Source organism: Brevibacterium sp. MGP-B1 (assembly GCF_057766545.1).
In genome coordinates, this window is record NZ_CM173407.1 from 1,790,011 (window position 1) to 1,806,098 (window position 16,088).

General features: G+C 66.2%; 16 protein-coding genes. 2 read left to right on the forward strand and 14 right to left on the reverse strand.

Annotated features, from left to right (window positions below):
* Positions 1 to 30: 30 nt before the first annotated feature.
* The 8 genes from AC3CD9_RS08160 to AC3CD9_RS08195 all read right to left on the reverse strand — a co-directional run bounded on the left by AC3CD9_RS08160 (position 31) and on the right by AC3CD9_RS08195 (position 6,600).
* On the reverse strand, positions 31 to 1,377 hold the full coding sequence (locus AC3CD9_RS08160) for a M20 family metallopeptidase (protein WP_488367170.1): 1,347 nt from the start codon (positions 1,375 to 1,377) through the stop codon (positions 31 to 33).
* A 46-nt stretch (positions 1,378 to 1,423) separates the two neighbouring features.
* On the reverse strand, positions 1,424 to 2,272 hold the full coding sequence (locus tag AC3CD9_RS08165; RefSeq protein WP_488367171.1) for an SseB family protein: 849 nt from the start codon (positions 2,270 to 2,272) through the stop codon (positions 1,424 to 1,426).
* A 4-nt stretch (positions 2,273 to 2,276) separates the two neighbouring features.
* A complete protein-coding gene (gene priA, locus AC3CD9_RS08170) occupies positions 2,277 to 3,014 on the reverse strand; it encodes a bifunctional 1-(5-phosphoribosyl)-5-((5-phosphoribosylamino)methylideneamino)imidazole-4-carboxamide isomerase/phosphoribosylanthranilate isomerase PriA (RefSeq protein WP_139470134.1) in 738 nt (245 codons plus the stop codon).
* Positions 3,015 to 3,072: 58 nt separating this feature from the next.
* Positions 3,073 to 3,756, reverse strand: a complete 684-nt coding sequence (hisH, locus tag AC3CD9_RS08175; RefSeq protein ID WP_488367172.1) for an imidazole glycerol phosphate synthase subunit HisH — start codon at positions 3,754 to 3,756, stop codon at positions 3,073 to 3,075.
* Positions 3,753 to 4,355 (reverse strand): hypothetical protein, encoded by a 603-nt coding sequence (locus tag AC3CD9_RS08180; RefSeq protein WP_488367173.1) that lies wholly within the window; start codon positions 4,353 to 4,355, stop codon positions 3,753 to 3,755. Before AC3CD9_RS08180 ends, hisH begins: the two co-directional genes overlap by 4 nt.
* Positions 4,352 to 4,948, reverse strand: coding sequence for an imidazoleglycerol-phosphate dehydratase HisB (gene hisB / locus AC3CD9_RS08185; protein WP_172174436.1), 597 nt, complete (start codon positions 4,946 to 4,948; stop codon positions 4,352 to 4,354). Before hisB ends, AC3CD9_RS08180 begins: the two co-directional genes overlap by 4 nt.
* Positions 4,945 to 6,123, reverse strand: coding sequence for a histidinol-phosphate transaminase (locus tag AC3CD9_RS08190; RefSeq protein WP_488367174.1), 1,179 nt, complete (start codon positions 6,121 to 6,123; stop codon positions 4,945 to 4,947). The genes hisB and AC3CD9_RS08190 overlap by 4 nt, the downstream gene beginning before the upstream one ends.
* Before the next feature lie 138 nt (positions 6,124 to 6,261).
* Positions 6,262 to 6,600, reverse strand: coding sequence for a LysM peptidoglycan-binding domain-containing protein (locus AC3CD9_RS08195; protein WP_101546893.1), 339 nt, complete (start codon positions 6,598 to 6,600; stop codon positions 6,262 to 6,264).
* A gap of 234 nt (positions 6,601 to 6,834) precedes the next feature.
* Here AC3CD9_RS08195 and lexA point away from each other — a divergent pair, with 234 nt between their 5' ends.
* The gene (gene lexA, locus AC3CD9_RS08200) at positions 6,835 to 7,590 is read left to right on the forward strand and encodes a transcriptional repressor LexA (protein WP_092012603.1); all 756 of its coding nucleotides are present in this window, start codon (positions 6,835 to 6,837) and stop codon (positions 7,588 to 7,590) included.
* A 66-nt stretch (positions 7,591 to 7,656) separates the two neighbouring features.
* Here the strand turns inward: lexA and AC3CD9_RS08205 are convergent, their stop codons facing one another.
* Together AC3CD9_RS08205 and hflX are read right to left on the reverse strand one after the other, a co-directional pair.
* Positions 7,657 to 9,627: an ATP-dependent DNA helicase gene (locus AC3CD9_RS08205; RefSeq protein WP_488367175.1), complete on the reverse strand. Its 1,971-nt coding sequence runs from the start codon at positions 9,625 to 9,627 to the stop codon at positions 7,657 to 7,659.
* Positions 9,624 to 11,096 (reverse strand): GTPase HflX, encoded by a 1,473-nt coding sequence (gene hflX / locus AC3CD9_RS08210; RefSeq protein WP_458311109.1) that lies wholly within the window; start codon positions 11,094 to 11,096, stop codon positions 9,624 to 9,626. Before hflX ends, AC3CD9_RS08205 begins: the two co-directional genes overlap by 4 nt.
* A gap of 129 nt (positions 11,097 to 11,225) precedes the next feature.
* Here hflX and AC3CD9_RS08215 point away from each other — a divergent pair, with 129 nt between their 5' ends.
* Positions 11,226 to 11,840, forward strand: coding sequence for a class I SAM-dependent methyltransferase (locus tag AC3CD9_RS08215; RefSeq protein ID WP_488367177.1), 615 nt, complete (start codon positions 11,226 to 11,228; stop codon positions 11,838 to 11,840).
* Between the two features lie 21 nt (positions 11,841 to 11,861).
* On the opposite strand, the gene dapF is transcribed toward AC3CD9_RS08215, so the two are convergent.
* The 4 genes from dapF to miaB form a co-directional block, all read right to left on the reverse strand.
* Entirely contained in the window at positions 11,862 to 12,851 is a 990-nt protein-coding gene (gene dapF / locus AC3CD9_RS08220; protein WP_488367179.1) for a diaminopimelate epimerase, read from the reverse strand.
* Positions 12,852 to 12,966: 115 nt separating this feature from the next.
* Positions 12,967 to 13,887, reverse strand: a complete 921-nt coding sequence (miaA, locus tag AC3CD9_RS08225) for a tRNA (adenosine(37)-N6)-dimethylallyltransferase MiaA (RefSeq protein WP_488367180.1) — start codon at positions 13,885 to 13,887, stop codon at positions 12,967 to 12,969.
* A 6-nt stretch (positions 13,888 to 13,893) separates the two neighbouring features.
* A complete protein-coding gene (locus AC3CD9_RS08230) occupies positions 13,894 to 14,604 on the reverse strand; it encodes a hypothetical protein (RefSeq protein WP_488367181.1) in 711 nt (236 codons plus the stop codon).
* Positions 14,561 to 16,057, reverse strand: a complete 1,497-nt coding sequence (gene miaB, locus AC3CD9_RS08235; RefSeq protein WP_488367182.1) for a tRNA (N6-isopentenyl adenosine(37)-C2)-methylthiotransferase MiaB — start codon at positions 16,055 to 16,057, stop codon at positions 14,561 to 14,563. Before miaB ends, AC3CD9_RS08230 begins: the two co-directional genes overlap by 44 nt.
* Between the last annotated feature and the right edge of the window lie 31 nt (positions 16,058 to 16,088).

Sequence of the window (16,088 nt, forward strand, 5' to 3'; positions counted from 1 at the left end):
TGGCGCGGGTCTGGGTGCGGCGGGACGATCTCAGTCGAAGAAGTGCTCGACGTCGATGGCTCCCCCGTCGCGGGCGAACTCTTCGGTCACCTCGGCGGCGAGGGCATCGTCGACGAGGAAATCCAGGGCGGTGCACGCAAGACCGTAGGCACCGTCGAGTGCCGCGGATTCGGCGGCAGGGGTCTTGGCGGCTGCGGCGAATTCTCGGGTGTGCAGCGCCACCTCGGCGTCGGCGGTCTTGATGAGCGGATGGATGCCGGGAATCCGGTAGGAGACGTTGCCGAAGTCCGTCGACGCGGCAATCGATTCGTCGAGGACCCCGGCAGGAAGCGGCTGGCGACCGCGCGCCTGTTCGTGTTCGGCCCAACGGGCGGTCAGCGTCGAATTCGTGCGCACGGGCAGCGACGGCGGATGTTCGTCCCAGTCGACGGTGACTCCGGTGCCGGTCATGAGCGCGGCGCCTTTCGCCGCGTCCTCGACCCGGTCGGAGAGCTCTTTGAGCGTCTCGGGGAACTTCGAACGGACGTAGCACTGCACGGTGGCGGTTTCGGTGATGATCGACGGCCTCGTTCCGCCGTCGGTGATGACCGCGTGCAGGCGTGAGATCGGCGGCATTTGCTGCCGCATCAACCCGAGCCCCTGGTAGAAGAGGTTCGCCGCGTCGAGGGCGTTGCGCCCCATGAAGGGCTGCGCGGAGGCGTGGGCGGCGACCCCTGAGTATGTGACCTTGAGCAGGCGGCGTCCCAGCCACACCTGGTCGGCGCAGTCGTATCCGTAACCATGGACCATGATGGCCGCGTCGATGCCGTCGAAGGCACCGGCCCGGGCCATGACCTCTTTGCCCGAATGGCCTTCTTCGGCTGGTGTGCCCAGCAGGACGACGGTGCCCGGCACGGCGTCGGGGTCTTTCTCGCACAGGGCGTGGAGGGCCAGGAAGGCACCGATTCCGGCGGTGGCGATGATGTTGTGTCCGCACGCATGCCCGATCTCGGGCAGGGCATCGTATTCGGCGAGGATCGCGATCGTGCGACCGTGTCCGGATCCCGTCGTCGCCCGCAATGTGGTCTTCACACCGTAGAGGCCGGTCTCGACGTCGACTCCGTGATTCTCCAGCACCGAGGCGATCGCGGCGACCGAATCGAACTCTTCGAATGCGGTCTCGGCGAGGTCATGGATGGTGTGGAGCAGACTCGTGAGGTCGCCTTCCGCAGTGTCGAGGCCCGCGGCGATGCCGGACCGGCCCGCCTCGGGGGCACCGGTGAAGTCGGAGGCCCACTCGGCGGCCTGCTCGGCCCGAGCCCGGGTCTGTCGAGCCATCTCATCGAGGTAGCTGTCGTCCGGTGCGGTCGAGTGGCCGAGGTCACGGATTTCGCTCATGGGTCATAAGCATAGGTGCCCCGCCGATCTGACACGCCCGGAACGGTCAGACTTCGACGAGGCGGATGGCCAGGGAGTCGATCTTCGCGACGAGGTCCTCGTCACCGGCGACGGTTTCCTGGAACCGGCGCACCTCTTCCGACGGCACCTCGGACTCGACACCGAGCGTGATGCCGAGCTCCGGCCCACCGAGGTGGACGCTGTTGCTGCCGGGGCTCACACCGATCCGAGCCAGCCACGGGAAGGACTCGGCGATGGCACGCAGACGCTGGGCCACCTCGGCGTCGGCCCAGGACGGAGTCCAGGGCTGGGACTGCACGAACGCGAACATGGCGGGGCGGCGCAGCAGGAATGAGGACTCGGCTCCGGGGTCGAGGACGACGAGCTGGGACTCGGCCTCGATCGCCCCGAGGACGAGCCGTTCGGACTCGATCGGGACGGGTCTGGCATCGGAATGCCACGCAGTCAGCGGTGGGATTCCGGTGAATCCGGGGGTGCACTCGCGGCCGTCCTCGGCTTGGAGGCGGACCATCGCCATCTCCGAGGAGTTGTCGGCCATGAGCCCGTTCTCTCCGACCTCCTGGTCGAGAACCATCGGCACGATCGGGGCATAGAGCCTGGCCCCGGACAGAGCCGTGACGACCTGCTGGTGTGCGGCCGGGTCCAGGGGTGTCTGAGCGACCTGGTTCATGGCCTCCAGCAAGGCCGCATCCGCCAGCCCGGTATCACCGGAGAACGGGTTGGGTTTGAGAGCCCGGCCCTCCCACGCCTGTCCGGCGGAATCCGTCGGGGCGTGGGCGTCGCCTGCCGGGGCATCAGACGCGGCGGACCGGGGCTCGCCCGGCCCATGCGGCTGGTCCGGCCCATGCGGCTGGTCCGGCTCGTGCGTGCTCACAGACTCACCGTCCTGCGACGTCGAGGGCTTCTTCCAGAGTGAACTTGCCGGCGTAGAGTGCCTTGCCCACGATCGCCGAGTCGACGCCGAAGGGCACGAGCTCACGGAGGGCTCGCAGGTCGTCGAGGCTCGAGACTCCGCCGGAGGCGACGATCGGGGAGTCGGTCTTCTGCGCGAGATCCTTGAGCAGGTCGACATTGGGGCCCTGCAGGGTGCCGTCCTTGCGCACATCGGTGACGACGTAGCGGGAGCAGCCGGCGGCTTCGAGGGTGGCGAGGACTTCGTAGAGGTCGCCGCCGTCCTTCGTCCAGCCGCGGGCGGCCAGGGTGGTTCCGCGCACGTCGAGGCCGATGGCGACCTGATCGCCGAAGCGCGAGATCATCTCGGCCGTCCACTCGGGGTTCTCGAGAGCAGCGGTGCCGATGTTGACGCGCTCGGCTCCGGTGTCGAGTGCGCGCTCGAGGCTTTCGGTGTCACGGATGCCGCCAGAGAGTTCGACCTTGATCCCCACGGCCTTGACGACCTGGTTGAGCAGATCCGAGTTCGATCCGCGCCCGAAGGCGGCATCGAGGTCGACGAGGTGGATCCATTCGGCGCCGCGGCTCTCGAAGTCCTGAGCGGCGTCGATGGGTGAACCGTAGTCGGTTTCGGTTCCGGCTTCGCCCTGGACGAGGCGGACGGCCTTGCCGTCAGCGACGTCGACGGCCGGGAGGAGGACCAGCTTGTTCGAACTGTCTGTCATTGTGACCTTTCTGCCAGGGTGCCACGGGGTTTGAGGCAACCATAGTCGGTGTGCTCGGTCAGGAGCTGAGTGAGTCTGTGGGGTTGGTGCCGGTACTGCCGGTGCTGCCGGAACCGCTGCCCGGGTTGCTGTCGGCGGCGAACGAGGCGAGCCAGTTGCGCAGGAGCTTGGCACCCGCCTCGGCGGATTTCTCGGGATGGAACTGTGCTGCCCAGGTGGTTCCGTCTTCGACAGCGGCGATGAAGTCATTGCCGTGGCGGGCGGTCGTCACCGTCGCGTTCGCCGGGGGCTCGGTTGCGGCGTAGGAGTGGACGAAGTAGAAGCGTTCGTCTCCGATGCCGGCGAACATGGCCGAGTCTGCGGGAGCGTTGACCTTCGACCATCCCATATGCGGGATGACCGGTGCCTCGAGGCCGGTGACAGCTCCGGGCCACAGACCGATGCCCTCGGTCTTGACTCCGTGTTCGACGCCGCGGGCGAAGAACACCTGGAGGCCGACGCAGATGCCGAGCAGCGGTCGCCCCTGTTCGTGGCGGTCCCGGATAAGGTCGACTCCCCCGACGTTCTCCAGTCCGGCCATGACGGCCGAAAACGCGCCGACGCCGGGGACCAGCAGTCCGTCGGAGTCGTTGATGACATCGTGATCGGCCGTGAGCGTGACCTCGGCGCCGGCTGCGGCGACCGCACGCACGGCGGAGCGGACGTTTCCGGCACCGTAGTCGAGGACGGCAACAGTCGTCATCGCTTCGCCCCCTTGCTCAGCACCGACCAGATCCTCCACAGGGAGAACCCGAGGACGACGGCACCGAGTGCGGCGACGACCCAGGCGATGGTGTTCCCGCCGAGGGCCAGGGCGATGCCGAAGGCCATGACGAGTCCGGCGAGGACGGCGGCGATGATCCACAGCAGTGCCGTGCGTGCCATGGCGGCCCGACCCGGGCTCATCGTGGCCGCACTGGCCTGCAGCTTCGTCATCGACGAGGTCGGGATATTGCCTTCGACGTCCTCTGCTGCAACGGTTTCGAGCAGCAGACCTTCGAGCACATCGGGCAGGTTCTTCAGCGCCAGCCCGGCCGGCACATCGGACTCCCGGGCGCCGTGGCGGAAATGGCCGGCGTCGATCTGCTCTTCGCTGCGCACGAGGAGGAGGACCTCATGTTTGCCCGCGAGCTTCGAGATCGCGGCGGCCGCCTCGTTGCCGGCTTTGACATCCGTGTCGGCGAGCACGATTCCGCTGAACTCGCCGATCGGCACGATGGTGCCGGAGATGTTCGATAGCACGCAGGCGGCGGCCAGCTGTTGGGCGACCCCGAACGGGGTCACGATGACGGTCGTGCTCACAGGACTCCCTTGGTGCTGGGAACGGAATCGCTGCGCGGATCGGTTTCGACGGCCTCGCGCAGCGCGCGGGCGAAGGCCTTGAACTCGGCTTCGACGATGTGGTGCGGGTCGCGACCGCGCACCAGGTCGAGGTGGACGGTCAGGCCGCCGTTGAAGGCGATCGATTCCAGCGAGTGGGAGGTCATCGAACCGGTGAAGTGACCGCCGATGAGGTGGTACTGCTGGCCCTCGGGCTCGCCTTCGTGGACGAAGTAGGGGCGGCCGGAGACGTCGACGACGCACTGTGCCAGGGCCTCGTCCAGCGGCACGGCGGCGAAGCCGTAGCGGCGGATGCCGACCTTGTCGCCGAGCGCTTCGCGCAGGGTCTGGCCGAGCACGATCGAGGTGTCCTCGACGGTGTGGTGGACGTCGATGTGCGTGTCACCGGTCGCGGTGATGTCGAGGTCGATCATCGAGTGCTTCGACAGGGCGGTGAGCATATGGTCGAAGAACGGCACGGAAGTCGAGATGTTCGAGGTGCCGGTGCCGTCGAGGTTGACGGACACGGACACCGTGGACTCGGACGTGGTGCGTGAGTTCTGGGCCTGCCTCATGGAGTGCCTTTCGTCGGGGCGGCTGATGACGGGGTCGGAGACTGCGGACGGTCCGCGAGGATGTCCGGTGATTCGGCGAGGATATCGTCGATGGCGGTCAGGAACGCTTCGGTCTCTGCCTCGGTGCCGGCGTTGACGCGGGCGTGGCCGGTGATGCCGATATCGCGGATGAGGACTCCGCGGTCGAGGAGCTTCTGCCACAGGTCGGCCGGTGAGGCGATGTTGCCGAAGAGCACGAAGTTCGAATCGCTGTCGTGGACGGTGAAGCCCGCCTCGGCGAGGTGGCACGACATGCGGTTGCGCGAGTCGATGAGACGGTCGACATTGCCCAGCAGCAGTTCGGCATGTTCGAGTGCCGTGCAGGCCAGCACCTGAGTGATCTCGGACAGGTGGTAGGGCAGACGGACGAGGCGGAGGACGTCGATGAGTACGGGGGCGGCGATGGCGTAGCCGAGGCGCAGTCCGGCACAGGCGAAGGCCTTGCTCATGGTGCGGGAGACGACGAGGCGGGGCCGGCCCTCAAGCAGAGTCATCGCCGAGGGCTTGGCGGGGCGGGAGAATTCCGCATATGCCTCGTCGACGATGACTATCCCTGCGCAGTTGTCGTATGCGGCTTCGATGACGTCGAGGCCGATCGAGGTGCCGGTCGGATTGTTCGGGGTACACAGGAAGACGATGTCCGGATTCGCACGAGCCACCTCGGCGGCGACCGTCTCGGCGTCGAGAGTGAAGTCGTCCTTGCGTTCGACGTGCTGCCATTCGGCACCCGTGCCCGTGGTGATGAGCGGGTGCATCGAATACGAGGGGGTGAAGCCGAGGACTGTGCGGCCCGGGCCACCGAAGGCCTGGACGATATGGCTGAGCACTTCGTTCGAACCATTGGCGGCCCAGATCATGGAGGGGTCGAGGTCGACGGAGTCACCGGCGCGTTCGTTCACACCGTCCAGATAGGTGACAAGGTGTTCGCGCAGTGCGGTGAATTCGCGATCGGGATATCGATTGAGTCCGGCGAAATGATCGTCGACGGCTGCGCGCATGCTGTCGACGACGACATCCGGAAGCGGATAGGCGTTCTCGTTGACGTTGAGCTGGACCGGCACATTGAGGTGCGGCGCCCCGTACGGCTTGAGGCCGACGAGGTCTGAACGCACTGGCAGAGAGTCGATGTTTCCCACGGCGATCATTCTACCGAGAGGCCCCCGCCGCCCGGGCGGCGGGTCGGGCATCGAGATACGCCGGTCGGCTCACCCGATCGAACGGGTCAGCGCACTGCCGGACGGGCCCGGCTGCTGCCGGTCGAGCCGGGTTCGGCCTCAGCGGACGGGGACGTCGAGGGTCTGTCCGGGGTGAACCGTCGGTGTGTCCAGGTGGTTGATCTCGACGATATCGGCAACGACATCGCGGGTGTCGCGGTCGATGCCGAGATTCGAAGCCACGGTCCACAGCGATTCACCCTCACCGACGACGACTGCCTCGGCGTCGATGCCGATGCTCTCCGTCTCCGATTCGGCGACGGCAGCGGCCGAGAACGACTGGGTGGCGAGGAGGACCGCCCCGCCGATGACGACGAGAGCGACGAGCAGGGTCCGGAGAAGGCGCACAGCCTGGCGTCCACGAGGGGTCAGGTGCAGCTCGGTGTTCTGTGCAGACATCGCATTACCTCTTTCATTCGTACGATTCCACCAGTAATCGGTAGAACGTCTGTTCTATTCAACATGCCAATCGAACAAATGTCCAGTCCAACTCGAACATCTATGCGACAATGAGAGGGAACCAGCGTTGTTGATTGATCTGTCAGAACCATCTCAGTCGGCACTGACACGAGAATTTCCGAAGCGGAGATCACGGTGTTCAGCGGCAGGGAATAGAACGAAGGGGAACGAGCAATGGTTCAGAACAAACGAGGCAGAGGCAGGCCTCGCAACGAAGATGTTGCCAGCGAGATCGCTGCCGCTCGCACAGATGACGACGTCGTCCAGATCCCTGAGGGGTCATCCGGTGAGGGCGACTTCCGCCTCACTCCCCGTCAGCGTCTCGTGCTCGAAACCATCGAACGCGCGGTCGTGACCAACGGCTACCCGCCGAGCATGCGCGAGATCGGCAAGGCCGCCGGGCTGGCCTCCCTCTCCAGCGTCGCCCATCAGCTCTCCCAGCTCGAACGCCTCGGCTATGTCCGCCGTGACCCGAAGCGCCCGCGTGCCATCGAAGTGGTCAATCCGTTCGAAGAGGAAGAGGCCGAGCGCGCGAAGTACGAGGAGCTGGCCAACAACACTGTGCAGGTGCCGGTCGTCGGACGCATCGCCGCCGGTGGCCCGATCCTGGCCGAGCAGGAAGTCGATGATGTCTTCTCCCTGCCGACCCAGGTCGTCGGCTCCGGTGAGATGTTCCTGCTCAAGGTCGTCGGCGATTCGATGATCGAAGCCGCCATCTGCCACGACGACTGGGTGGTCGTGCGCAAGCAGCACACCGCGGACAACGGTCAGATCGTCGCCGCCCTCCTCGACGGCGAGGCCACGGTGAAGACCCTCAAGCGCAAGGCCGGTCAGCAGTGGCTGATGCCGCAGAACGAGAACTACGAACCCATCGACGGCACCTACGCGCAGATCATGGGCCTCGTCGTCGCCGTCATCCGCCGCCTCTGACCCTCTGTCGGCTCTCCGCTGCCGAAACGCAAAGGCCCGCGACCGAATCGGTCGCGGGCCGTTGCGTCATCCTTCGTCGGTTTCGGCCAGCCTCGCCAGGCTCTTGCGGACGAGACCGGAATTCGTCGTCGGCCACATCCTCGGCATCGAATTGACGAGGAACCCGGCATACCGGGCCGAGCGCAGCCGCGAGTCGAGCACGGCCACCACTCCCCTGTCCTTGGTCGACCGGATGAGTCGTCCGGCTCCCTGAGCCAGACGCAGGGCGGCATGCGTGGCCGATACGGCCATGAATCCGTTGACTCCCCGCTGGTCGGCATCGCGTGCCCGCGCTTGCATGAGCGGGTCGTCCGGACGTGGGAACGGCAGACGGTCGATGATGACCAGTCGGTTCGTCCGTCCCGGCACATCGACTCCCTGCCACAGTGACATGGTTCCGAACAGGCAGGTCTGGTCGTCGGCGGTGAACTGAGAGACCAGTGCCGGCAGGCCGTCTTCGCCTTGGAGCAGGATCGGGAAATCGAACTTCTTCCGCAGGTGTTCGGCCGCCGCATTGGCCGCAGCTCGGGAGGAGAACAGGCCCAGTGCCCCGCCGTTCGAGGATTCGACGAGTTCCTCGAGTTCGGTCAGCGCTTCTTCGCTCAGTCCGCTGCGTCCGGGTTTGGGCAGGTGGGAAGCGACATAGAGGATTCCCTGTCTGCCGTAGTCGAAGGGAGATCCGACATCGAGGCTGTCCCATTTCGGGGCGTCGGGTCCGAAGAGTCCCAATGAGGCTGCCACCGCGTCGAAGTTGCCACCGAGGGACAGGGTCGCCGAGGTGGCCACGACTGTGGATTCTTCGAAGATGCCGTTGCGCATGGTGCCGGCCACGCTCAAGGGCGCGACGACGAGATTCGTCGTCTCTTTCTCCCGGAAGGTCGAGCGCGACAGCCAGATGACGTCGTTCTTGCCCGGATCGCAGAAGCGTTCGGCGAGTTCGAAGATCTCCTGGCAGCGCGCCTTGGCCATCTGCCGGCCGGCATCGGCGTCCTCGGTCTTGCCGCCGATGTCGTTGATGATCTGGCGGGCGGAGTCGCGGATCTGTGCCAGGGCCAGTCCGAGCGCCTCGCTCATGTGCAGGATGAGCCCCTCGGGTACCGAGGTCTGCGCACGTTCGAGTGCCGCCGCGGCGGAGTCGAGCAGGGACACGACCCCGTCCTGGACGGTGGTGTGTTTGCGTACGGAGCTCGTCGCGGCCGAGAGCATGCTCGTGTTGATCTGCCCGGACAGGGCGCTGGTCACCCGGTCCTTGAGCTCATGGGCCTCGTCGATGATGATGACATCGTGTTCGGGCAGCACGTTCGATTCCCCGAAGGCGTCGATGGCCAACAGGGCATGGTTCGTCACGACGATATCGGCTTCGGCGGCTTTGTTCCGGGCGATTTCGGCGAAGCATTCGGTGAACAGCGGACAGTTCGAACCGAGGCAGTCGAAGGCGTTGACGGACACCTGTGACCAGGCACGATCGCTGACGCCGGGCAGGAGGTCGTCCCGGTCGCCGGTGTCGGTGGTCTTCTCCCAGGTGCGGATCCGCTGGATCTCCTCTCCCAGGCCGGAGCGTTCTGTGGGTTTGCGTCCCGCCTCGGCGTCGGCACCGAGGTCGAAGAGCATGCCCTCGCCCTCGTCGGGGTACCCGCCGGCGAGCTTGTGCTTGCACACATAGTTCCGGCGCCCCTTGAGCAGTGCCGCCCGGGGCAACGGATCGAGGTCCTTCTTCACGGCCTTGAACAGCCGCGGCAGGTCGCGGTGGATGATCTGCGTCTGCAGGGCCAAGGTCGCCGTGGACACGACGACCTTCCCGCCGGTGCGGGTGACGTACTCGGCCGCCGGCACGAGGTAGGCCAGCGATTTGCCGGTGCCGGTTCCCGCCTGCACGAGCAGATGGATTCCCTTGTCCAGCGACGAGGCGACCGCCTGCGCCATCTCCTGCTGACCCTCACGTGGCGATCCGCCGATGGCGCCGACAGCGGATTCGAGGAGGGTGTCGACAGCCTTCACTCGTCGATGACCAGGTCCGGACGTTGGAATTCGCGCAGTTCGTCGACGAGTTCGGTCGGCACCTTGGCCTGCAGGCTGGTGCCCTCCGTGCCGTGCGATTCGTGTTCGACCGTGCCGAGGGCGTAGATCTTCGACACGAGGTCACCGCGTTCATAGGGAATGAGCACGGTCATGTCGATGTCCGGGACGGGAAGGCGGTCCTCGATGGCCTCGATGAGGTCATCGATTCCTTCCTTCGAGACGGCGGAGACGAACTGGGCGTCGGGATACTCCGCGCGCAGGCCGGTGATCACGGCCTCCTCGGCGATATCAGCCTTGTTGAACACAAGGAGTTCGGGGATGTCCCCGGTCTCGACGTCCTTGAGGACGTCGCGCACTGCCTGGATCTGACCGTGCGGATCCGGGTGGGAGGCATCGACGACGTGGAGGAGCAGATCCGAGCCGGCGGCTTCCTCCAGGGTCGAGCGGAAGGCCTCGACGAGCTGGTGGGGCAGGTTGCGGACGAACCCGACGGTGTCCGTGTAGGTGAAGACGAGGCCGTCGGCGGTCTTGGCCTGCCGGACGGTCGGGTCGAGGGTGGCGAACAGGGCGTTCTGCACCATCACCTCGGCGTCGGTGAGCAGGTTGAGCAGTGAGGACTTGCCCGCGTTCGTGTAGCCGACGATCGCGACGGAGGGCACGTGGTGGCGGGCGCGGTTCTTCCGCTTGGTCTCCCGGGAGGGCGCCATGGCGTTGATCTCGCGGCGCAGCTTCGACATGCGCGTACGGATGCGGCGACGGTCGAGTTCGATCTTGGTCTCACCGGGTCCGCGGGAGCCGATTCCGGCACCGCCGGCGACTCGGCCGCCGGCCTGACGGGACAGCGACTCACCCCAACCGCGCAGTCGCGGCAGCAGGTATTCGAGTTGGGCGAGTTCGACCTGGGCCTTGCCTTCACGGGATTTCGCATGCTGGGCGAAGATGTCGAGGATGAGCGCGACACGGTCGACGACCTTGACCTTGATGACGTCCTCGAGTCCGCGCCTCTGGCTGGGGGCGAGTTCGGAGTCGATGATCACGGTATCGGCGCCGACGGAGGCGACGACCTCGGCGAGCTCGGCGGCCTTGCCCTTGCCGAGGTAAGTGCCTGGGTCGGGCTTGTCGCGACGCTGGATGAGCGCGTCGAGGACTTCGGAACCGGCGGTTTCGGCGAGTGCGGCGAGTTCGCGGATCGAGTTCTCGGCTTCGGCCTGAGTGGTGTTCCAGATGCCGGCGAGGACGACGCGTTCGAGGCGGACCTGACGGTATTCGACCTCGGTGATGTCTTCGAGCTCGGTGGAGAGTCCGGCGACGCGGGTGAGGGCGGCGCGCTCGGCGAGGTCGAACTGGTCATCGCCCGGGGTGGTGTCGTGATCATCGAGGGCTTGGGCGCCTCGGGAAAGCACACGATCGAGCATCGCGTTGCGACGCTCTTTGTCTTCAGACGTCATTCATTCCTTTGTTCTCTGCCGTCCGCACGGTGCTTCTCGTGCGGACGTCGTCATGCTTGCCACCGGTCGCGGCGATTCGCACCGACGGTGGTGTCCATCAATTCTCCCACAGCCGTCTAGACTGAAACGGTGTCAGAGCACTATTTCACCGAATCGCCGAGCAGCGAGGCCAAGTCGCGGGTACTCAACCTCGATCTGGCCGGCCGCGCCGTCACCGTCGAAACCGTATCCGGCACGTTCTCGCCGACTCGCCTCGACCTCGGCACGGCTGTGCTGCTGCGGCACCTGCCTCAGCCGCCGGCCGGCGATATCCTCGATCTCGGGTGCGGTTGGGGTCCGATCGCCCTGCACACGGCCTTGGACGCCCAGGACGCCGAGGTGGATGTGCGAGTGTGGGCACTCGACGTCAACTCCCGGTCCCTGGAGGCCACCGCGGCGAATGCGCGCAGGCTGGGTCTCGATACGATCAACACCGTCACCGCCGCAGATGTTCCCGCCGGCCTGCAGTTCGCAGCGATCCGGTCGAATCCGCCGATCCGCATCGGCAAAGAAGCGCTGCACGAGCTCTTGGAGACGTGGCTGCCGCGTCTGGCCCCGGGTGGTCGCGCCGATCTCGTCGTGTCGAAGAACCTCGGTGCCGATTCCCTGCAGAAGTGGATCGCCGGGATGCTCGGTGACGAATTCGAGGTCGTGCGCACAGGTTCGTCGAAGGGCTTCCGCGTGCTCACGGTCGAGCGCGACTGAGAGACTCTTCCCGGCTTCGGCTCAGCTGATCGTGCCGCTGGCGACGAGAACTGCGGGGCCGGCGAGGCTGACGCGTCCGCTCGTGCCTTCGGCATCGGGTTCGATTTCGATGCGCAGCTGACCGCCGGGCACGTCGACTCTCCATTGCAGAGGCGACTTCTCGCCGGCCCAGTGGTGGGCTGCGATCGCTGCCGCGCAGGCTCCGGTTCCGCAGGAGCGGGTCTCGCCGACGCCGCGTTCGAATACGCGCATGCGCAGGGCGCCTTCTCCCCCGGCCACATCGGATCGGGCCGGTTCCATGACGATGTATTCGACATTCGATCCCTGTGCCGGGACGGGGTCGAGGACGGGTGCATCGCGCAGTTCGGCTGCGGCGAGTTCGGCGTTCTCGGCCAGGGCGACGACGGTGTGCGGGTTGCCGGTGGCCACGCGCAGTCCGGGACGGGCGACGTCGATGCCGCCGGTGGTCACGAGCACGCTGCTCGCGGGGTCGAGTGACCATTCGCCCATGTCGATGGTGTACCAGGCGTCGCTGGCGGATCCGGGTCCGGCTGTACCGGTGTCGACGACATCGTCTCCGGTCTGGACGCCGAGGGCCGGATTGAGGGTGGAGCGCACGGCTTTGATGCCGTCACGGGTGCCGACGAGGATCTCGCGGGCATCGGCGGGGACGCGACCGCTGGTCACAAGTGCGTGGGCGAAGACGCGAACTCCGTTGCCGCACATCTCGGAGAGGCTGCCGTCGTTGTTGTAGTAGTCCATGAACCATTCGGCACCGGCGTCGGCCTGTTCGGCGGCTCCAGGGATGCCGCTGGCTGCGGAGCGGACGATGCGGATGATGCCGTCTGCGCCGAGTCCGGCGCGTCGGTCGGCGAGTGTGGCCACGGTTTCGGGGTGCATCTCCAGTGTGCTGTCGTCGTCGGAGAGCAGAACGAAGTCGTTCTGGGTGCCGTGCCCCTTGACGAAGCTGACATCGGTCCAGGCGGCGAACGGGGTATCCGAAGTGCTCATGGCTCCATCTTATCGGTGAGCGTCCAGTCGGGTCTTCAGTGCCCGTTCAGGACGTCGAATGCCGCCGCCATATCGTCAGCGATCGCCCAGCACATCGAGCGGAGTCGCCACTTCCTCAGCGATCATTCAGCACATCGAGTGCAGTCGCCAGATTCTGTTCGGCGTCGGCGGCGCTGCCGTCGATCCAGCGGATGCGCGGGTCGCGGCGGAACCAGGTGTCCTGTCGGCGTGCGAACTGCCGGGTGCGGATCGTCGTCTCTTCCTTCGCCTCGGCGGCAGTGAGCTCTCCGGCCAGAAGGCGTTGGATCTGTGCGTATCCGATGGCACGTGATGCTGTTTTGCCTTCGGCCAGCCCAACGCCGAGCAGACGCGTCACTTCGTCGACCCATCCGTGCTCCCACATGAGGTCGACGCGGGTGGCGATGCGCTCGTGCAGAATGGCCCGGTCCATGCTCAAGCCCAGGTGGATGGTCGGTTCGATCTCCTGGTAGTCCGGCAGTTGGGCGCTGAAGGGACGTCCCGTGAGTTCGATGACTTCGAGCGCTCGTGCGATACGTCGTTGGTCGTTGACGGTGATCTTCTCGGCCGCTTTCGGGTCGAGTTCGCGCAGCTTCTGATGCAGCGCCCACCGGTCTGCTGCGACCTCGGCCTCGAGGCGAGCCCGCACCTCGGGGGCGGTGCCGGGAAACTCCATATGATCGACCGCAGCACGAACGTAGAGCCCGGACCCGCCGACGAGGATCGGCCGCAGACCGCGCCCCCGGATGTCCGCAATCGCTGCCCGCGCACGTGCCTGAAAGTCCTGCACGTTCGTCTCTTCGGTGACGTCGAGGATATCGATGAGGTGATGCGGAATCCCCCGACGCTCATCGATCGGCAACTTCGCCGTGCCGATGTCCATCCCTCGGTAGAACTGCATCGAATCCGTGTTGATGATCTCCCCGCCGAGGCGGCCGGCCAGATCCAGCGCAAGGTCCGATTTCCCGGTGGCGGTGGCTCCGACGACGGTGATGATCGGCGAAGTGTCCTCAACCATCAGCGATCACTCCCAGAGTCCGGTGCCGCAGAGTGTCCGCACTTCGTGGACACGTTCGTCGATGACCGGCTCCAGAGTCGAGACTCGCGCGACCTGGTCGACGGCGTGGCGGAAGCCTGCAGCCAGCACACCGAGGTTGGCGGCCATGGCCTCTGCCTGGTCGCAGAGGTCGAGCAGTCTTTCGGTGTCGATCGACGTCCCGGAGGTGAGTGTCTCGCTGACGGCACAGTCGAATTCCGAGGCACCGTCGATCGGGGCCAGGGGTGCGTCCTCTGTTGCGGCTCCGGACAGGTCGATCGGCAGCAGAAGGTTCTCGCTCGATCCGAGCGGGCCGATGTCGACGCCGGCGGCGTGAGCGTGAAGGATCGCGACGATGACGGCGGAGTCGGCCGCCTCGGCGAGTCTGCGTTCATCCGTCGTCAGGGTGTCAACGGTTTCGACCCAGTCGGACCGGGACAGCAGCCGACCGGTGCGAGTATCGACGCCGCGATCGATTCCCCAGCCGCCGAGCCCGGCCACGGGAGGCAGGGTCTCGATGGGCAGGGCCCAATCGGTCCGCGTCCTCACGGTATCGCGGATGGCGGTCCGCAGTTCGGCCATTCGCGCCGTCTCGCTGCGGTCGATGTTCTCGAGCAGCACGGGGGCTGCCGGGATGATGGCGAAGGCGCCCATCTCAGCCGCGGGGGCGGATCGTCGGCATGCCGAGGTTCGTTGCACCGGCGGCACCCTGACCGGGGCTCGGTGCGCCGCAGCTGTCGGCCTGTGCCCGGTCGTAGGCGTCACCGGCTCGGGACGGGCGTACGGAGAATCCGGAGTCGGCGAGGAGGAAGTAGGGTTTCGCCTCGGTGACGGTGGCGGTGACGAAATCACCGGGTCGCGGCATCTGAGCGCCCTCGGGGATTCCGACGTGGACGAGGCGGTTGTCGGCGGCGCGACCGCTCAGTCGTGGGGAATCGTCATGGGGCAGCTTGGTCACGAGCACCTCGACCTCACGGCCGATCTGGGCTTTGTTCTCGTCCCAGGCGATCTCATCCTGGAGTGCGGTGAGGCGTTCGAACCGCTCCTGCACGACGTCCTTCGGGACCTGGTTGTCCATCGTGGCCGCCGGTGTGCCGGGGCGGATGGAGTACTGGAAGGTGAAGGCCTGGGAGAAGCGGGCACGGCGGACGATGTCCATCGTCCCTTGGAAGTCCTCTTCGGTCTCTCCGGGGAAGCCGACGATGATGTCGGTGGTGATGGCAGCGTGCGGGATGCGTTCGCGCACGGAGTCGAGGATGTTCATGAACCGTTTTGTCCGGTAGGACCGCCGCATTGATTTGAGGATCGTGTCCGAACCGGACTGCAGCGGCATGTGCAGCTGCGGCATGACGGTCGGGGTCTCGGCCATGGCGTCGATGACGTCGTCGGAGAAGGCGGCCGGGTGCGGGCTGGTGAAGCGGACCCGTTCGATTCCGTCGACGTTGCCGACGGCGCGCAGCAGTTTTGCGAATGCGCCTTTGTCGCGGAATTCGGCTCCGTAGGAGTTGACGTTCTGGCCGAGCAGGGTGACTTCGACGACTCCGTCGGCGACGAGGGCTTCGACCTCGGCGAGGATGTCGCCGGGGCGGCGGTCCTTCTCTTTGCCGCGCAGGCTGGGCACGATGCAGAAGGTGCACGTGTTGTTGCAGCCGACCGAGATCGATACCCATCCGGAGTGCTGGGATTCGCGGCGGCTGGGCAGGGTGGAGGGGAAGACGTCGAGGCTTTCGAGGATCTCGACCTGGGCTTCCTCGTTGTGGCGGGCGCGTTCGAGCAGCGCCGGCAGTGATCCCATGTTGTGGGTGCCGAAGACCACGTCGACCCAGGGGGCCTTCTTCACGATCGTGTCCCGGTCTTTCTGTGCCATGCATCCGCCGACGGCGATCTGGAGGCCGGGGTGGTTCTCTTTGACCTTCGCGAGCTGGCCGAGGTTGCCGTAGAGGCGGTTGTCGGCGTTTTCGCGGACGGCGCAGGTGTTGAAGACGACGACGTCGGCCTGGTTGTCGGTGTTCGCCTGAACGTAGCCGGCATCGTCGAGCAGTCCGGACAGACGCTCGGAATCGTGCACGTTCATCTGACATCCGTAGGTCTTGACCTCGTAGCTGCGAGGGGTGGTTCCGGATGTCGTCGGGGATTCAATCAGTTCAGTCATGGCGCACCCATTCTAGCCGTTCCCCACCTAC